Genomic DNA, 16438 nt, shown 5'->3' with positions numbered 1-16438 from the left:
CCCGTCGAAAAAGCTGAAGCGGCAGAGCCTGACGAGGCACCGGCGAAGCCCGCCAAAGCAGCGAAAGCGCAGAAGTAATCAGAAAGATCGCAGCCTTCGGCAGCTCCTACACTCGGAATGTAGGTGCTGCCGAAGGCTGCGATCTTTTGCTTTTTCAGCGATACAAAACCTTCTCCGCCAGCTCATCCGCCACCCGCGCCGGCGAGCGTTTTTCCGCCTGGGCGTGAGCAAAGACTTCGGTCAGCCGCGAACTGATTTTCGACAGATGCGCCGTGATGATCGGCAATTCCTCGCCACGATGCTTCAGCGAAACGTAGATCAGCCCGCCGGCATTGATCACATAATCGGGCGCATAAAGAATCCCGCGCCGTTCCAGTTGATCCGCCACATCAAGGTGCGAAAGTTGATTGTTCGCCGAGCCGGCAACTGCCGAACAACGTAGCTGTGACACCGAATGACTGTTGAGCACACCGCCCAATCCGCAAGGCGCAAGAATATCGCAAGGCGTGCTGAGCAATGCATCGTTGGCGATCGGGTGGGCATTGAGTTGTTCCATCGCCAGTTGCACCTTGCCGTGATCGATGTCACTGACCAGCAATTCGGCGCCCGCAGCATGCAGTTGCTCGGCCAGCGCAAAGCCGACATTGCCAAGCCCCTGGATGGCGATGCGCAGGCCTTCCAGGTTGTCGCTACCCAGACGCGCCATCGCCGTCGCGCGAATGCCGGTGAACACGCCCATGGCCGCGTGCGGCGCCGGGTCGCCTGCTGAAGTCGTGCTGGTGACATGCCGGGTCTGCTGGGCGATGCAGTCCATATCCGCCACTGAGGTGCCGCTGTCGATGGCGGTGATGTAGCGGCCGTCGAGTTGCTCGATACAGCGGCCGAAAGCCTCGAACAACGCACCGCGATTTTCTACGTGGACCGGACGCACGATCACCGCCACCCCGCCACCCTGCGCAAGGCCGGCCAGTGCTGCTTTGTAGCTCATGTTTTGTGCCAGGCGAATGGCGTCCTCGACCGCAGATTCGTCGTTGGGATAGGCAAGGTAACGGCAACCGCCCAAGGCTGGACCCAGGCGGCTGTTATGAATGGCAATGACCGCCTTCAACCCGGTGACCGGGTCAACGCTCAGATGCAGCGATTCCAGGCGAGTGCTTTGCATGAGAGCGAACATCGACAGGCTCCCGAATCACTTCTGGTAGAACGCCAGTATAGGCTTGCCCTTGGAAATTGCTGCCGCGCGCTGGCATCAGCCGCCGAGCGGACACTGTCAGGCTGCTATAACTTGCGCTCAAGGAGCCAGCCACTGGACGAACCACCCGGACGGGGCTAAAACGAGGCATTGGAGGAAGTTTTTTGATGAGTCCGCGCCAACGCTTTTTCGACTGCCTGCACCGCTCGCCCCCAGCCCTGCTGGAAGCTGCGCTGTGGATAAGCGCTGAGCACGACAAAACTCTCGAACCCGAGGCGCTGCTGCGCTCCTTCAATGATCTGCAACAACGAATCAGCTACGGCTTGCCGATGCTGCCGGTCAGCGAACTGGCGCAACCGCTGTTGCGCCGCATGGTCGACCTGGGTTTTGCGCAGGATGATTTCCTGCCGCTGCGCCCGCAAGCGGCACTGCTGCATCGTGTATTACAGACCCAACGCGGTCAGCCGCTGGCACTGGCGTTGATCGCGCTGGAACTCGCGCATGGGCTCGAGATTCCTTTGGTCGGGGTCAACTTCCCCGGACATTTTCTGCTGCGGGTTCCCGGCGCCGACCACTTGCTGGACCCATGCGGCGGGCGACGGCTGTATCCCAATGACTGTCGCGAACTGTTACAACGACAATACGGGCCGAACATGCAGCTCAGCGCCGAGCATCTGCTGACGGCAACGCCGGTGCAGATGCTGCAGCGCCTGTCACGCAACCTGCGTCAATTGCACCTGACCCACGACGACTTTATCGCCGCGCTCATTGACGCTGAGCGGGTACTCGAACTGGGTGGCGCCAAGGCCGCCGACTACATGGCTCGCGCCAGCCTGTATCAACGGCTGGATTGCCCGAACGCAGAACGATTCGACCTTGAGCATGCGTTATTGCTCAGCGAAGACCCGATACAGCGCCTGCGCCTGACCGAACGCCTCGGGCATCTGCCGCCCAACTCCGTCGTTCATTGACCGCTTTGTGCAGGCTCGCTCCCCTTGAACCCGATACAAACCTCTGTGGGAGCGGGCAAGCCCGCCCCTACAAGGTTACGGTGTGTCCGGCTGATTGGCCGGATGCGCTGTGATAAACGCCGGATGTTCAGCCGCCAATGCAGCCACGCGGCGGATTTTCGGATACGCCTCGAGGCTGACGCTGAACCGCTCTGCTGCATACAACTGCGGAATCAGATACACATCCGCCACACACGGCCATTCGCCAAAACAGAATCCGCTGTCGCCGATCAACTGCTCCACCGTGGCCAGCCCTTGGGTGATCCAGTGACTGATCCACTCCATCACCTGCGCCTCATCCTGCCCCGACTGGCGCAGGCGATTGAGTACGCTGACGTTATGCAACGGATGCACATCGCAGCCGATCACCGCCGCAACACCGCGCACCTGTGCGCGCGCCACCAGATCATCCGGCAGCAACGGCACCTGTGGATAACGCTCCTCCAGAAACTCGATGATCGCCGGCGACTGAATCAGCACCGCGCCGTCGTCAGTGCGCAAGGCAGGCACCCGGCCCTGGGGATTGATCGCCAGAAACGCTGCTTGCCGGTGTTCACCACCCGACGGTGCGATGAGGTTGACCGGCAGCGCCTGGTAATCAAGACCCTTCAACGCCAGCGCAATTCGCACCCGGTACGACGAAGTGGAGCGGTAATAGCCATAGAGATCCATGAGCCGCTCCTGTCAGCGTGCAGCGATCACGGTGCCGCGGCACTCGCCGAAGCCGATCGAGGCAAAACCTTCGCGGGCGCAGCGGGCGCGCAGGATGATTTCGTCACCGTCCTCAAGGAACTTGCGCACTTCGCCGGAGGCCAGTTCGATCGGTTTCTTACCGCCCTCAGTGATCTCCAGCAGACTGCCGAACTGACCGTTTTCCGGGCCGGACAATGTGCCCGAACCGAACAGGTCACCGGCCTGCAACTGGCAACCGTTGACGCTGTGGTGCGCAACCATTTGCGCAACAGTCCAATACATGTAGCGAGTGTTGCTCAGGGTCAGGCGATGGGCCGGCAGGTTCTGCTCGCGCATGGCTTCGGTACGCAGCAGCACTTGCAGTTCGATGTCGAAGGCGCCGCCGTCCTGATCACGCTTGTCGAGCAGATACGGCAGCGGCTGCGGATCACCTTCAGGGCGAGCCGGTTGCGCCGTGCGGAACGGCGCCAATGCTTCGGCCGTCACTACCCAGGGCGAGACACTGGTGATGAAGCTTTTCGACAGAAATGGCCCTAACGGCTGGTATTCCCAAGCCTGGATATCCCGTGCCGACCAGTCGTTGAGCAGGCAGAACCCGGCGATGTGCTCGGCGGCGTCACCAATGGCAATCGGCTCGCCCATCTCGTTGCCCTGCCCGATCCAGATACCCAATTCCAGTTCGTAATCCAGACGCGCGCATGGGCCGAATACCGGTTCGGTCTGCCCGGCCGGCGGCGTCTGGCCTTTTGGCCGGCGTACGTCGGTGCCGGACGCTCGCACCGTGGAAGCGCGACCGTGATAGCCGATCGGCACATGCTTGTAGTTCGGCAGCAGCGGGTTATCGGGGCGGAACAGTTTGCCGACATTCTGCGCGTGCTCGATGCCGACATAGAAATCGGTGTAATCGCTGATCCGGGCCGGCAGATGCATCTGGCAATCGGCAGCCAACGGCAAGACTTTCGCGCCTTGCGCTTCGATGTTGCCGCGCAGGGTGCTGCCTTCACTGAACAGCTCGATCAGGCGTTCGCGCAGAGCAACCCGCGCCTCACGGCCGAGCTCAAAGAACGCGTTCAACTGCCCGCCGTGCATGGCTTGCACCGCACTGCGTGCGAGACCATCAAACAGCCCCCCCTCAAGCGCGACTTGCAAATCGAAGATGTGCTCGCCGATCGCCACGCCTGCGCGAGGCGTCGAACCGTTCAGGCTGAACACGCCCAGCGGCAGATTCTGCAACGGGAAATCGCTGTGACCGTTGGCCGAAGCGACCCAGCTGCGGGGGTTGGAATTCTGTGTCATGGGTTATCTCCGGGTCGGGTCGAATGTGGCGGGCAGCGTCGCCCAGCAGGCGTCGTAACTCGATTGCAATTGTGGGCAGTCGAGGGCAAAGCGGGTTGGACGCAGCACCTGGCTGGTCTCGAACATGAAGGCCATGGTGTTGTCGATTTTCGCCGGTGCCAGCTGGGCGTTGATCGCCCTGGTGCAGGTCTCGCCGTCCGGGCCATGGGCGCTCATGCAGCTGTGCAGCGACGCGCCGCCGGGCACGAAGCCTTCGGCTTTGGCGTCGTATTCGCCCTGGATCAGACCCATGAATTCATTCATCAGGTTGCGGTGGAACCACGGTGGCCGAAAGGTGTTTTCGGCAACCATCCAGCGCGGCGGGAAGATCACGAAATCAAGGTTGGCCAGACCGTGCACACTGGTCGGAGAGGTCAACACGGTGAAAATCGACGGATCGGGGTGATCAAAGCTCACCGTGCCGATGGTGTTGAAACGGCGCAGGTCATATTTGTACGGCACGTTGTTGCCGTGCCAGGCGACCACGTTCAGGGGTGAATGATTGAGTTCGGTGGCCCACAACTGGCCAAGAAATTTCTGCACCAGAGTGGTCGGTTGCTGCAGATTTTCGTAGGCAGCGACGGGGGTAAGGAAGTCCCGTGGATTGGCCAGACCGTTGCTGCCGATCGGCCCCAGATCTGGCAGGCGCAGTGGCGCGCCATGGTTCTCGGCGAGGTAACCACGCGCCTGCGGGTCGATCAGCTCTACGCGAAATTTCAGGCCACGCGGCAGTACGACAATTTCCAGCGGCGCCACATCAAGCACGCCCAGTTCGGTGGCGATGCGCAGGCGACCGAGTTGCGGCACCAGCAGCATCTCCCCATCGGCGTTGAAGAACACGCGCTCCATCGAACGGTTGGCGACGTAGTTATAAATGCTGATGCCGGACGGTTTCTCAGCGCCAGCGTTGGCGGCCATGCTGATCAGTCCGTCGATGAAATCGGTCGGTTCGGCCGGAATATCCAGCGGGTTCCAGCGCAGACGATTGGGTGTCACTTCACCCAACGATCCGCCTGCCAGTTGCCGTTCCAGTTTGACGAACGCCGGGTGATTGGCCGATGGCTGAATCCGGTACATCCAGGTACGCCGCGCTTCACTGCGCGGCATGGTGAAGGCGGTGCCGGAGAACAGTTCGGTATACAGGCCGTACGGGGCTTTTTGGGGGGAATTCTGGCCAACAGGCAGCGCGCCGGACAAAGCTTCTGTGCTGAATTCGTTGCCGAACCCGGACTGATACGCCAAGGCCTGAGCGGTTGAATCGGAGTTCATGGAGCCTCCTGAACAGGGAGTCGGCAGTGGCCCATCGCTCTGGTTCAGAGGTCTCGGCACGCCGGGGTTGTTATTATCGTAATCTGATTACGCATAACGTAATTTGCTCGCTATCCAGCGTCAAGCTATAAAGACGCCCATTCGAACCGGAACCGCCAGCCCCCATGGAAAAAACCAGCGACAGCAACGGCAAACAGAAAGTCCGCTCCGCCGAGGTCGGCACCGACATCCTCAAGGCCCTGGCCGAGTTGTCGCCGTCGACTTCGCTGTCGCGTCTGGCCGAACACGTGCAAATGCCGGCGAGCAAGGTGCATCGCTATCTGCAGGCGTTGATTGCCTCCGGATTTGCCGAACAGAATGCCGCGACCAACCATTACGGCCTCGGTCGCGAAGCGCTGCGCGTGGGCCTGGCCGCACTCAACAGCATGGACGTATTGAAAGTCGCCGCCCTGCCGCTGTCCGAGTTGCGCGATGAACTCAATGAAACCTGCTTCCTCGCGGTATGGGGCAATCAGGGCGCAACCGTGGTGCACATCGAACCGGCCGTGCGCGCAGTGACAGTCGTGACTCAATTGGGTTCGGTGCTGCCGCTACTCAGCTCGTCCACCGGGCTGGTGTTCAGCGCCTACCTGCCGCACCGGGAAACCGCTGAGTTGCGCCAACAGGAAATCGCTGTCGCCGAGCATCCACTCAAGGACGAAGCAGTTTATGCAGCGCTGTGCGAACAGATCCGCGAACGCGGTCTGCATCATGTGCACGGTTTGTTGATGCCGGGCGTGGACGCGCTCTCAGCGCCAGTATTCAACGCAGTCGGGCAAATCGCTGCGGTGCTGACCATCGTCGGTCCGACTTCGTTGTTTCACGCCGACGAAAACGGCCCGGCGGCGCAGCGGTTGTTGGCTGCGACGCGGGCCGTGAGTTGGCGGATGGGGTATGAAAGATAAGGGCGAACCATGAGCGTTCGAAACAGCTCAACGAACCGTGGTCTTGCTCGACGCGGCGTCAGCCTCTTTCATCAGTGACTTGAAGAAACCGATCAGCTCATTTTCCGGGTCTTTGTGGCCGGTGTAATACGTCACTAGTTCAGCGACCCTGCGGGCGTCTTCAAACAGACTGAGAAACGAGCGTTGCGCATGGGTAAGTTTTTTAGCAGGGGCCCCTGCCGCGGCAGCCTGGCCCAAGGTCAGCAGGTCGCTCAATACGCCCCGTATATGCCCGAGCGCAGCGGAATAATGACCCCGACGGTCCGCCTGCGATGCGTCGTAGATGCCTTTCATCATCTGCACAGCCACCACGACAGTGCCCACGGGAGGCACAAGCAGGCTCACGATATGCGCAGCCTTCAATAAATTGCCGTAAACAAGGCCGGCGATTATTTCATTGAGGCTGATGGTGCGTTCATCGATATCACTCAATACACGGCGCACGCGCTCGTCATGAAAAGTGAACAGATCAGGCAGTAGCGCACGGCGCTGCGTGCAAATGACCGGTCTGATATCAACCGTTGCGACCAGCCTGTCGAAGTAGTCATCGATCACTTTTTGGTCGACCAGCAGAATACGCTCGCTGTAGTAGCTCCTGAAAGGGCCGTATCGGAAACGAATCGAAGGAATGAACTCGGCGATGGGCCGGAAACTGACAAGATCGGGTGCGTCAGGCGTGTAGAGCAGATCGTAAAAACCGGATAGGAGTTTCAAGCGGAATATATAAGCGCCGCCCACCGTGCGGTCCCAAGCCGCTGTCAAACCCAGTGAACCTAAGTTCAGCTTGTAGACTCCCTCGTCACCCTCAAAGATTTCATTAGCGATGAAGTGATAGCCGCCACTTTCCTTCAGATTATCAATGACGCGTTGCACTGCCGAAAAAACCTCCGATGACAACCGTCCACTCACAAAGTCGGACAATGCATTGCAGTTCATATCACATCGTATTTTCCGAGCGTGCACGGCACGTTTGAACGCGTAATCTGGATGGGCCTTGTTCAAATAGCGCTCTTTCAGCATCGCGGTATATCTGTCACCGGGACGGAATGTTTTCGACAACGAGGACAGGTCGCGAATATCCAGTTTTTCAACGCTGGGGTGGCCATTCACCAAATAGTATTTCGGACTGAATTTCGTTTCGTAGGCCGGATGGACCGCTTCAAAGGCGAGCCCCTCAAGCAGGACGTCGGTCACACTCTTACGATAATGTTCGGTCTGCACAACAATATCGTCGGGATTGACTGAAATGTGACTCCCGCGAATACGCAAGATCTCTTCTATCTGTGCTTTTACCGCATCATAAGTGAACTGCTCGAACGTCGGAAATCCATTCTCCCGCGCATCAACCGTGGACAGCGCCTTGAGTTCGGTCGTCAAACGGGCGTAACGCTTGCGTCCTTCGAAACCAAGCGCCCGATAGGCTGGCGGTGCAATGGCTTTATGCAGGGCCACTTCAGCGCTGTAAGCGACATTGACGTAGTCCGCCAACGGGGCTTCAGGATTCAGGCCCAGATCGACTGTTCGTGCATCCAGCGTATAGCGATATTCCAGCTGCGAGCGAACATTTACGCGCAAGCTACCCGAATCGTGCAGGTAGTCCGGATGGATCAACAACGCCGCGTGTTCACGATTTGCCGACAGCGCCGACTCCAGCCATCGGTTCGCCGTGAAAATATCGGAGAACTTCTGCAATTCGAACTCACCTTCAGGCGTTCTGATAAACATCAGCGCGGGTAAGTATCCTTTGGCCGAAATCATCAGAACATCTTTCAACGCCGGCCCCTGTGACCTGACTTTCAATCCCCGAATAATCACCGTCGGATCATTGGCCATGACCCGGGCGATAATATCCGCGTCGGTGGAGTCCAGCCGTCCAGCGTGGCGCGCGACAAAAACTGCAAACTCCATCTGGCTGAACAGGTAGTTACGATAAGCCTCTTGGTATTCGGCAGAAGGTGTCGATGCGAGGTCGCTCGAATACTGCAATCGAAGATTGCGGTTTGCCAACCACTGCTCAAGCGCCTCGGCCGTCAATCGGCTTGCGCTGGGCGCGCCAATAATGGTGAGGGTGGCTTTGCGATCGTTGTCATGCAGACCGAAAACAATAAACTCTGTCAGCGTGCGGGTGTCTTCCTGCTCAATAGTGCGACCGGCAATGTGCAGACTGTACGAGCTATGTACGCTGATCGTTTCTGGATCCAGCTGTTCACCGAGCACCCTGGCTGCCCATTCAGCGAAGGTACGCAGTACATAGTCCTTGAACGAAAAGCAGGCATCGAACGCGCTTGAAAAATCAGTCTGGTATTGATCCCTGGAATCCTCAAGTTCGGTATATCGCTGTTGAACATGGCGGCTGGCGGCCTTCAGCCAGCTTGGCCACTGGGTCCGTTTCAGTTCACGCCAAAGCAGGTAGAAACGGCTGTTAATGCCGTAGCGCAGCACATGCATTTGCTGATTTTCCTGAAGGGCAGATGTCAGTGTGCTGTCCAACTGCTCACGGCCATTGAACAATGTCGACACGCTTTCAAGTTGGCCCTTGAGATGAGCCTCGACACAAAACCGATGAGCGCTCCGACTGGCTTTCACATATCTGATCTGGCCGTCGTCTAAAGACAGTCGAGCCTGCACATGCCTGTGTAAATCGATGTTTTGCTCAAAAAACTCGAAGCCGTATTCCAGTGTATGCAACAGATAGCCGGTCGACTCGTTGGCCAGCGGCATTTCCGCCTCCGGACGCTCGGCGTTGTCGAGCACGAAACAGGGCTGCAATGACAGCAGATAATCCTGCGCAGGCTGGAGGTTGACTTCAAATGTTCCCCGGCCCATGCCGGAGTCCAGGAGAGAAGCGAATCTCTCACCCAGATTGACATCGATATTATTGGCCATGACCGAGAGCGAAAGCTCTGCACTCGTGACCAACGCATAAGCCTCGATGAATGCCTGCTTATTGGACAACGGCTCATCGTCGGGACGGGTGGATGGCACCGAGGCCGCCCAGAACTTTTCGATTTCGCTTCGCAGTTTTTTTTCCAGCCCGGCAGACACTGCGGCGATCAGATCTTCGACAATAAAAGTATTAAGGGTACTGACCCTGAACTGCTGACTCAGTGTATCCGGCAGAAGAAAAACCCCATCGCCGCCGTTAACGTAGACAGGGCTGACATTGTTATTTATGCAATAAAGAGTTACTTCCCAAAGCGTGCCCGACGGTCGATGCTCATCAGCTGGTAAAGCAGGATCCGTATTAATATAGACCTTATCGATATCAATGTTTTTGCGCAGACGTTTCAGTTCAGCTGCAAGCAGATTCCGCATAATGTCTGCCACGGACGGCATTGCATCAAGAATCGCCAAAAGGCTGGATTGTGCTCGACTTGCCTTGTCCCACTCTTCAGCCCACGTAACTTGCTCGCCAAGCGAATGACGCATCAAGCTTCTAAATAACTTACTCACAAATCACCCTTTCCTTATAACTATCCAGAGGCGCAATGGCAGCCACTGCAGATAGTTGCAAGGTAGATGCTTTTCTCACTTACACAAAGACCAAACCATTAACAAGAAATGCACAACAAAAAGAAATAAACAATACAGATAAACACACTTCCAGCAACCAGCAATATGACTAAACAAGTATCCCCATTACTTTGGCTTTTGCCACAGCCTGGGTTCTACGTTCCACACCCAGTTTGCCATTGATGCGCCGTGCGTGAGTCTTGACCGTATGTAGCGAAATAAACAGTTGTTCAGCAACTTGCCGATTCGACGCTCCTTGAGCAATCAGCATCAGCACTTCGCGTTCACGCCGACTCAACCCCGGCGCAGGGTCGCCCGGCTCGGAGTGCAAGGCCGGCACTTGCGTGCCGATCAACCTGCCCGAACCTCCTCGGCGCAATTCCCATTCGCGCAGCGCCTGCTGTAGCTGGCAGCGTTCCACCAGCACACCGGCTCGCTGGAAAGCTTGATGTGCCGCTGCCGTGTCACCGTTTGATTCGGCCAACTCGGCGCAGGCCAGCAGCAGCTCCGTTTGCGCCGTCAACATGCCCCGGGCCTGAGCCTGTTCCAGCAACTGCTCGATGGCTGCAAGACAGCTTCCATCTGGATGCAATCGCGCGTGCGCGCAGGCCAGCAAATATTCCACGCGGATAATCAGCTCGAACGTTGCGGGCGGCGCCTGCAGCGCAGAGGGACCGCGATAATGCCGCAACAGCCGGCCCAACGCTTCTTGCGCCAGTTGCGGTCGGCCCTGCTGCAACCAGAACTGACTGCTGACCTGCAGCACGACACCGCGATAGACCGTATCGGGAATCTGGCGCTGCTGCATGACTCTTTCGGCCTCGCGCAAACGCTCAAAGGCGCAAGCATAATCACCGCGATTGCCGGCCAGTTGCGCTTGCCCCAGGTAGCCGTACAAGACCCGTTTGTCGGCACTGCGCAAGCAATCTTCAAGGCCCCGGCCGAACAGATCCGCAGCCTGCTCTTCAAGACCCATGCACAGCGCGAGCCGTCCGCGTCGCAGGGCAATCCGGCCCAGCAGCGGCACGGGCACCATGGCGCGCTGGCGCAGCAAGTGCTCGATGTCCACCAGCAGTTGCTCTGCACGCAGCGGCGCTCCTCGCTGTTCGAGCCATTGTGCATGGTCAAGCTCAAGCAACCCTTCGAACAGCAACGAGCCGTGGGCGCGCGCCAGGCACAACGCCTCCCGATTGAGGGCATGAGCCTGATCGAGTTCACCGCCCAGTAACGCTTGCTGGGTCAGTCCCGACAGGCACATCAATCGCGCCTGCCAGGCATCGCCAGCCAGCCCTGACAACGCCTCCTGAAAGCTGGCGCGCGCGGACTCCATCTGCCCCTGCAGATGGCTGAGCCAACCTTGATGCGCCTGCCAACGTGCCAGCAGTTGCTGCTCCTGATGGGCTGTCGGCTGCGGCATGAAGCGGGCGAGATGGGCCAGGCATTGCCCGGCCTGTTCGAATCGACCGGCGAACATCAAGGCCCCGGTGACCAGCCCGATGACCTGCGGTGTCATCAGGGTCAGCTCCTGAGTGTGTTGCTCATGCAAGCGCAACAGCAGGACGACGATCTGGTCTTCGAGCAAATCCTCGAAAGTCAAATACTGCAACAGGCTGACGGCAGTTTCGTACTCATCGGCCATCAACGCTTGCTCGAACGCTGCTCGCCAATCCTGCGTCGCGGTGTACCACTGGCAGGCGCGCCGGTGCCAGGAGCGCGCGCACGGCCAATGCGACGCCTGCACGATTCGCGACAGCGGTGGGAAGACCTGTAGCCAGTCAGCGGAGTGCTGCCACGGCTCGATAAAGCAGCCCAGCACTTGCAGATCATGCAGCAGTTGTGCGCCTTCGCCGGGGCCGAACAAATGCTCACATAACAGCGCGTTGAACCGTGGCAGGTGAGCCAGAACACGCCATGCCTCGTCCTGTTCCGGCGTCAGGTGGCTGAAGAGTTCGTGCTGCAGGTAGTCGAGCAAAGTGTCGACGCGCTGCTGCGGCTGCGGGTTTTGCGACCAGTCGCACTTTTGCAGAATCACCATGCGCGCCCCCGCGCACCACCCACCGGTACGCTGCATGATACGGGCGGCGACACGGTCCGCCTGGTCTGGCGGCAAATGGCGCAACACCGATACAACCTCACCGTGAGTCAGCGCCAGGCTGGCGCGCTCGGATTCGTAGAGTTCGTCATCGAGCAACAGGCGCGGCCAGTTGCACTGCGGTCGACGGCGAGTACTGATCCACCAGGTCAGCGCCGGGCTGCTGACTGCCAGCAATCGATCCAGCAGAGCATCCAGCGCCGGGTCCGGCAAACGGCTGTAGTCGTCGATAAACAGCGAAGTCGGCCTCGACCAGTGAGCCAATTCTGCCAACAACTGCGAAACGTCAAGGCCTTCGACCAGCCCGAGCGCCCGAGTCAGACGCAGGCAAAAGGCCTCGGGGCTGAGCGCTGCGCCCGCCAGCGGCAACCAGATTGCCTCGCAGTCTGCGCGCACCTGCAAAAGGCATTCGGTCAGCAGTGCGGTTTTGCCGCTACCTGCGGGCGCACACAACAGCCTGACCCGCGCACTCGATGCCAGCAGCGGTTCACTCAAGCGAGGGCGAGGCTGATGATGTGAAGAAAGCCTGGGCAAAAATCCGGGTCGGTCCAGGCAGGCTGTCATGGCGGTCATCGGGTGAGCCTTCTTATCGTTGTGCGCTCACCCTAGCCCTCTCCTGCGCGCTTGTTGACGAGTATTCAGCGCGCTGATCGATAGCCATAAAAAAGGCGACCATGCGGTCGCCTTTTGTCCAGCTATGGCACACAACCGTTACCGCACGCCTTCAGCACGCAGAGCCGATGGGGTGTAATCGGCGGCCTTGGCTTCGAAGCCGAATTCGAAGCTGTGCTTCTCTTCGTTTTTCATGCCCAAGGCAATATAGCGGCCGGCGATGATGTCGTAGAGCGCTTCCAGCGTGTAGGCCTGCGCCTGGTGATCGTAATAGTACTGCGCGTGACCTTCGGCGACGCGCCACAGTTGCCCGCGACCGTCATAGTGATCAGCCAGCGCCACTTGCCAGCTGTCCTCGTCGATGTACATGTGGCGTTTGGCGTAAATGTGTCGCTCGTTCGGTTTCACCGTGCCGATGACTTCCCAGACGCGATGCAGTTCGTAACGGGTCAGGTCCTGATTGATGTGCCCGGCCTTGACGATGTCGTCGTACTTGAGCTTCGGCGAGTCGAGTTTGTAGCTGTTGTAGGGAATGTACATTTCCTTCTTGCCGACCAGTTTCCAGTCGTAGCGATCCGGGGCGCCGGAGAACATGTCGAAGTTGTCGGACGTGCGCAGGCCATCGGCCGCTGTACCCGGCCCGTCATAGGCCACTTGCGGGGCACGCCGCACACGGCGCTGACCGGCGTTGTAGATCCACGCCAGGCGCGGCTCCTTCACCTGATCAAGAGTCTCGTGCACCAGCAGCACGTTACCCGCCAACCGCGCCGGGGCGGTCACCGATTGCTTGAAAAAGGTCAGCACGTTGGCGGCTTTTTCCGGGTCGATGTCTTTCATCAGTTGCGGCACGGCGATCTCTTCTTCGAAGCGGATCGGCGTGTAGCTGCCGTTGGTTTGTGGCGTGACCTGGGTGATGATCCGCCGCAGATTGCCACCGTGATAACGGGTGATGTGGTTCCACAGCACCTCGACGCCGTTCTTCGGAATCGGGAACGCGTAGTAGCGGTTGCCGGTGAAATTGGCCAGGCCGTTGCCATCGTTGATCGCGTTGACGTTCAGCGCGCTGCGCTTGGCCGACTCGTAGATTTCCGCTGGCGCCCCCACGGTGCGGTGGGTCGGGTAGACCGGGATCTTGTAGGTTTGCGGGTAACGTTTGAACATCGCCACCTGGCCATCGGAGAGCTTGCTTTTGTACTGCTCGACGTTCGCGGCGGTGATGGTGAACAGCGGTTTTTCGTTGGCGAAGGGGTCGGCAAGGAAACCCTTGCTGTCCACCGCGCCGGCATTTTTCGCGATGCCGCCGGTCCATGCCGGGATCGAACCGTCCGCATTGCCGGCCTTCTCGGCGCCGAGCGGGGTCAGGCTGGTGCCGAGTTTGTTCGCTTCGTCCGGCGACACCGCCGCCATCACGTTGGCGGCCAGCAGACTCAAGGCCAGCACGCCACATTGCAGAATTGTTTTGCGCATTGCAGTCATCCTTCTCGGGCAGATCAGAAGTTCACGCCGAAGCTCAGCGCCACGAAGTCACGGTCTTCGAGGACGTTGTAATCGCCACCGAAAAAGTCGGTGTAACTCAGGCTCGCGGTGTAGGTGTTGCGGTAGTCGGCATCGACGCCAACGCTGATGGCTTTCGCGCCTTCGTTGAACAGGCCGTTGGGGCCGTACCCCGCGACGTCATGCGACCACGAGAGGTTGGGCTTGAGGTTGATCCCGCCAATGACGTTGGCGTAATCGAGAATCGCCCGGGCGCGATAGCCCCACGAAGTCGAGGTGACGAAACCGTCGGTATCGCCGCTGAATCCGTACTGGCCGTAGACCGAATCACGGCCGTAACGCAGCTCACTGCGCGACTCCAGACCACCGACATGCACAACTGCCGCTTCGCCGACCACTGTCAGGCGCTCGGCGCCCAGTACCTGATCAAAAAAGTGCGTGAGGGTGCTCTGAACCTGTGTGACTTCCTTGCGTCGGTAGCCTTTGTTGTCCGCGCCCGGCGAGGTGGCGAGTGGCGATGCGGTACCGCCGGCAATCGGGTTGACCAGGGCCAGGGTCAAGTCGTTGGTATTGACCTGCACCGGCGCGTTCGGCCGATAGCTGATCTCGCCGGTCCATGCGGTGCCGGTGGGCAGAGTGGTGGAGAAACTGGCGCCGTACAGGCGAATGTCTTCCGGATATTCGAGGTAGTACTGACCGCGTCCGAGCATCACGCTTTGCGCCAGCCCCGCACCGCTGCCAGGCGCCAGGCCATTGGCGATGCCGACCATGCCTGGCAATGCCGCCAGTGTCGACAGCCCCGCCGTGGTGGTGCCGACCGTCGGCGTACGGCTGTGGTAATTCATGAAGTACAGGCCATATTCGGTGTCTTCGCCGAGCCAGCGCAGCGCCGTACCCCACTGCCCCGAATCGCGCGCATCACGATCGCCACCGCGGGGGATCACCACGCCTTCGCGGGTCACTTGTATACCTTGGCCGAACGCAGTGGTCAGCGGCACCAGCGGCGCCACCGCCGGACTGCCGACGGTGTAGCCGTTGGTGCAACCGTCCGCCGCTACGTCGATGCCGAAAAACGTGCCGCAGTTGTCGAGAACGGTCTGATCCCACTCCAGTTGGTAGAAGCCTTCGACCGAGAGTTTGTCGGTCAGACTTTGTGAACCGAACAGCATGTTCACCGGGATCAGGCCTTCCTTGATCTCGGCACCGGGACGCCGAAATGCCGAAACGTCGACCGGGTTGATGCTGTTGATCGAGTTGCCGATGAAGGTACTTTCGCCCCAGCTCACCACCTGCTTGCCGGCGCGCACGGTGCCCGGCAAATCGGCGATGGCGTAGTTGTGATAGACGAAGGCATCGAGGATCTGCGCGCCGGAAGACTTGGCGCCTTCCTTGCGGCCGCTGTCGCTGATCTGTTTGAACTCGCGATCTTCGTCCTTGAGCTCGAAGTCGTACCAGTATTTGCCCCGCACGAACACGCCAGTGTCGCCGTACTTCAGCTCGAGGTCGTGGATGCCCTTGAAGATCTTCGAGAAGGTTTCGCCCTTCTTGAAATTCAGACGCCCGTCATCACCCGTGGAAGATTGTCCGCTGCCTCCATTGACCGTGCCCACCAGCGAGTTGTCGGCATCACGAAGGCCCCAGCTCGCGCCGATCGATAGGGACGAGTCGAAGGTGCCTTCGATTTCGCCGATGTTGAACGCAACCGCTTGCGCCTGGGCGCAGCAACCCAAAGCCACCGCTGCGGCCAGCGCGTGCGGCGTGAAGATGGCGCGCATTGTTGTTTTTGTCATGCGTCTTCCCCGGTGAGTGACAGAAGGCCCCACCCTACTGTCGGGTGAAGCGGTCGATAAGCGCACCAAGGAGGTATTTGCGTTGTCGCCCGAAAGGATGAATCGCCTTGCACGGCGGTGCCTGGAGCAGTTCATGGACTGGCTGGATGGCCCATCATCAGCGCCATCCATGTGCACGCCACTGTTGCGCGCCCCGTAACAGTGCATGTCCGGAATCGGTATTTTTCCTACAGTCTCAAGCCCGTATTCTGAGACCGCTTTCCCGCAAACGTGAAAGCGCCGAGCTCGCTGCGCTGAACGCGCGAGCAATTGGCTTCAGATTTCGGATGAATCGATTTTCGGTTTATCGCCCCGCTGTTCACTGACGTTGATTTGTAGCTCCTTGATCCAACGTCTTACCTTGGCCGCTGCGTCTGCAGCGGCCTTTTTTATGGGCGTTCAAAAAGGCTGGATAG

At 59.3% G+C, this 16438-nt stretch carries 10 protein-coding genes; 2 read left to right on the top strand and 8 right to left on the bottom strand.

All coding sequences use genetic code 11. The features are described 5' to 3' along the window. Positions 1 to 154: 154 nt before the first annotated feature. On the bottom strand, positions 155 to 1174 hold the full coding sequence (locus ACP7D9_RS19400; protein ID WP_426159181.1) for a Glu/Leu/Phe/Val dehydrogenase dimerization domain-containing protein: 1020 nt from the start codon (positions 1172 to 1174) through the stop codon (positions 155 to 157). A gap of 185 nt (positions 1175 to 1359) precedes the next feature. On the opposite strand from ACP7D9_RS19400, the gene ACP7D9_RS19395 reads away from it, so the two are divergent. Then, positions 1360 to 2163 (top strand): SirB1 family protein, encoded by an 804-nt coding sequence (locus ACP7D9_RS19395; RefSeq protein ID WP_101159283.1) that lies wholly within the window; start codon positions 1360 to 1362, stop codon positions 2161 to 2163. A 75-nt stretch (positions 2164 to 2238) separates the two neighbouring features. On the opposite strand, the gene maiA is transcribed toward ACP7D9_RS19395, so the two are convergent. The 3 genes from maiA to hmgA are packed head-to-tail and all read right to left on the bottom strand — an operon-like array spanning position 2239 to position 5499. Then, positions 2239 to 2874: a maleylacetoacetate isomerase gene (maiA, locus tag ACP7D9_RS19390; RefSeq protein WP_426159179.1), complete on the bottom strand. Its 636-nt coding sequence runs from the start codon at positions 2872 to 2874 to the stop codon at positions 2239 to 2241. 12 nt (positions 2875 to 2886) lie between these two features. Beyond that, on the bottom strand, positions 2887 to 4191 hold the full coding sequence (gene fahA, locus ACP7D9_RS19385) for a fumarylacetoacetase (protein WP_426159177.1): 1305 nt from the start codon (positions 4189 to 4191) through the stop codon (positions 2887 to 2889). A 3-nt stretch (positions 4192 to 4194) separates the two neighbouring features. Beyond that, entirely contained in the window at positions 4195 to 5499 is a 1305-nt protein-coding gene (gene hmgA / locus ACP7D9_RS19380; protein WP_426159175.1) for a homogentisate 1,2-dioxygenase, read from the bottom strand. 164 nt (positions 5500 to 5663) lie between these two features. Here hmgA and ACP7D9_RS19375 point away from each other — a divergent pair, with 164 nt between their 5' ends. Next, positions 5664 to 6443 (top strand): IclR family transcriptional regulator, encoded by a 780-nt coding sequence (locus ACP7D9_RS19375; RefSeq protein WP_426159174.1) that lies wholly within the window; start codon positions 5664 to 5666, stop codon positions 6441 to 6443. A gap of 27 nt (positions 6444 to 6470) precedes the next feature. On the opposite strand, the gene ACP7D9_RS19370 is transcribed toward ACP7D9_RS19375, so the two are convergent. The 4 genes from ACP7D9_RS19370 to ACP7D9_RS19355 all read right to left on the bottom strand — a co-directional run bounded on the left by ACP7D9_RS19370 (position 6471) and on the right by ACP7D9_RS19355 (position 15983). Then, a complete protein-coding gene (locus tag ACP7D9_RS19370) occupies positions 6471 to 9935 on the bottom strand; it encodes a dermonecrotic toxin domain-containing protein (protein WP_426159172.1) in 3465 nt (1154 codons plus the stop codon). Between the two features lie 169 nt (positions 9936 to 10104). Next, entirely contained in the window at positions 10105 to 12660 is a 2556-nt protein-coding gene (locus ACP7D9_RS19365; RefSeq protein ID WP_426159170.1) for a LuxR C-terminal-related transcriptional regulator, read from the bottom strand. A 138-nt stretch (positions 12661 to 12798) separates the two neighbouring features. Continuing rightward, on the bottom strand, positions 12799 to 14166 hold the full coding sequence (locus ACP7D9_RS19360; RefSeq protein WP_426159169.1) for a DUF1329 domain-containing protein: 1368 nt from the start codon (positions 14164 to 14166) through the stop codon (positions 12799 to 12801). 23 nt (positions 14167 to 14189) lie between these two features. After that, positions 14190 to 15983 (bottom strand): DUF1302 domain-containing protein, encoded by a 1794-nt coding sequence (locus tag ACP7D9_RS19355; RefSeq protein ID WP_426159167.1) that lies wholly within the window; start codon positions 15981 to 15983, stop codon positions 14190 to 14192. Positions 15984 to 16438: the final 455 nt, after the last annotated feature.

The organism is Pseudomonas sp. TSRC2-2, from assembly GCF_049897785.1.
Taxonomy (GTDB): Bacteria; Pseudomonadota; Gammaproteobacteria; order Pseudomonadales; family Pseudomonadaceae; genus Aquipseudomonas.
Note: the sequence above shows the minus strand (reverse complement) of the source record. Positions and strands in the feature narration are given on the sequence as shown.

What these genes read in the sequence shown, in the direction of transcription:
- maiA (WP_426159179.1), bottom strand. Translation starts at nt 2,874, where the DNA reads ATGGATCTCTATGGCTATTACCGCTCCACTTCGTCGTACCGGGTGCGA.
- ACP7D9_RS19360 (WP_426159169.1), bottom strand. Translation starts at nt 14,166, where the DNA reads ATGCGCAAAACAATTCTGCAATGTGGCGTGCTGGCCTTGAGTCTGCTG.
- hmgA (WP_426159175.1), bottom strand. Translation starts at nt 5,499, where the DNA reads ATGAACTCCGATTCAACCGCTCAGGCCTTGGCGTATCAGTCCGGGTTC.
- ACP7D9_RS19365 (WP_426159170.1), bottom strand. Translation starts at nt 12,660, where the DNA reads ATGACCGCCATGACAGCCTGCCTGGACCGACCCGGATTTTTGCCCAGG.
- fahA (WP_426159177.1), bottom strand. Translation starts at nt 4,191, where the DNA reads ATGACACAGAATTCCAACCCCCGCAGCTGGGTCGCTTCGGCCAACGGT.
- ACP7D9_RS19375 (WP_426159174.1), top strand. Translation starts at nt 5,664, where the DNA reads ATGGAAAAAACCAGCGACAGCAACGGCAAACAGAAAGTCCGCTCCGCC.
- ACP7D9_RS19400 (WP_426159181.1), bottom strand. Translation starts at nt 1,174, where the DNA reads ATGTTCGCTCTCATGCAAAGCACTCGCCTGGAATCGCTGCATCTGAGC.
- ACP7D9_RS19355 (WP_426159167.1), bottom strand. Translation starts at nt 15,983, where the DNA reads ATGACAAAAACAACAATGCGCGCCATCTTCACGCCGCACGCGCTGGCC.
- ACP7D9_RS19395 (WP_101159283.1), top strand. Translation starts at nt 1,360, where the DNA reads ATGAGTCCGCGCCAACGCTTTTTCGACTGCCTGCACCGCTCGCCCCCA.